Raw genomic sequence first — 1,558 nt, forward strand, 5'->3', positions numbered from 1 at the left:
CGGCCGCGGGGGCGAGGGCGGAGGCGAAGGGTCGGGCCACGGCGACGGCGTGAACTCGCACGACATCTTCGTCACGCCCGACGTCCTGCCCGCCGGAGGCCGCCTCACCGTCATCGTGAACGGCTGCCGGTACGGCACGGCGAGTTCCGACGCCTTCGGCACCATCCGGCTGGAGCCCTTCCGCGACGACACCGCACGCGGCGTCGCCACCGTCGACCGCGACGCCCGCCGCGGCCGGTACGACGTCACCGTGCGCTGCGACGGCCGCACCCTGACCCGCCGGGGGGCCTTCACCGTGCTCGGCGGCGTCAACGGCGGCATCGGCGGCAGCAGGACCACCGGTGCCACACCCACCGACGTGGCCATCGGCGGCGGCCTGGTGGGCGCGGCCGTGATCGGCGGTGGTGCCCTCTGGCTGCGCCGCCGGCACGAGAAGCGCGTCTGAGCCCCGGTGCGCCGCCGAGGCCACCGGGTGCGTTCCCCGCGCCCGGGCCCCCGCACGCCGACAGGCCTTCGCCCCGATTCCGTCCGGAAGCGGGGGCGAAGGCCTGTCGTGGCCGTGCGCCGAGCGAGCGGCGGGTGCCGCGGCGGCGGCCCGGTCAGCCGCTGACGCCCGGGAACAGGCTCACGAACGGCTCCGCGGTCACCGCGATGCCGCGGCTGTAGGGCGCGTCGAAGTCCCAGATGAGGAAGAGCATGAAGGCGATGGTCGCGGAGAACAGCCCGGCCAGGACCAACTCCCGCCCGGTGCGCCGGATCTGGAGCGCGAACACCATGCCGATGGTGATGAGCGCCCCGGTGATCAGCCCCCACCAGACCACCGGCGGCATGGTGGCCCCGGTGGCGTCGGCGCGCGCGTTGCGCGCCTGGTCGGCGGCGGCCAGCTGGTCCAGCAGGGGCTGGTACGCCTGCGCCTCGAAGTCGTTGACCGGCCGGTAGTCGGTGACGTCCGCCCGGACCCGCTGCAGCAGCGTGGCGCCGCGGTCCGTCACCCGCTCCTCGGCCGCCATGGTCCGCCACTCGGTGCGGACGACGTAGCTCACGTAGGCGTCCACGTCCGCGCGGATGCGGTCGCGGACGTCCGGCGGGTAGACCCGCACCCGCTCCGAGATCTCGTGCAGTGCCTGGGCCTCGGACTGCACATGGTCCTGCGCGGCGTTGCGGGCCTCCCAGACGCCCGCGATGGCCAGGCCGAGGACGATGGCGTAGATGACACCGATCCACATCGTCATGTACTCGATGACGTCCGGGGTCTCGCTCGGATCCTCGTCCTCGGCGGCCGTCCGGTGCCGTAGCAGCGTGATGACGACCACCACGGCACAGGCCCCCAGCATCGCGAGGACGAGAACAAGCCAATCCGACAACAGGTGCCTCCAGAGGTGAGCGGGCCGGCGCGTCAGCGCGGGCGCAGCGCCGCGACGGCGACGATCGCGGGCACGGTGATGAGCAGGACGTAGGTGACGGTCGAGGTGCGCCCGCGCGTGGGGCGGCTGATGACGCGGGGGTGGTACGCCGGGTAGCTCACCGGGGTCACGGAGGGCCGTGGGGTGGGCGTGGG

1 protein-coding gene and 1 pseudogene are annotated in these 1,558 nt (G+C 74.1%); one reads left to right on the plus strand and one right to left on the minus strand.

Annotated features, from left to right (window positions below; genetic code table 11):
- Positions 1-445: pseudogene (locus CCN44_RS40930) on the plus strand (hypothetical protein); the annotation flags it as partial.
- Positions 446-599: 154 nt separating this feature from the next.
- Here CCN44_RS40930 and CCN44_RS40935 read toward each other — a convergent pair.
- A complete protein-coding gene (locus tag CCN44_RS40935; protein ID WP_086704281.1) occupies positions 600-1,364 on the minus strand; it encodes a bestrophin-like domain in 765 nt (254 codons plus the stop codon).
- Positions 1,365-1,558: the final 194 nt, after the last annotated feature.

It is taken from the genome of Streptomyces tricolor (assembly GCF_002155905.1).
GTDB lineage: Bacteria > Actinomycetota > Actinomycetes > Streptomycetales > Streptomycetaceae > Streptomyces > Streptomyces tricolor.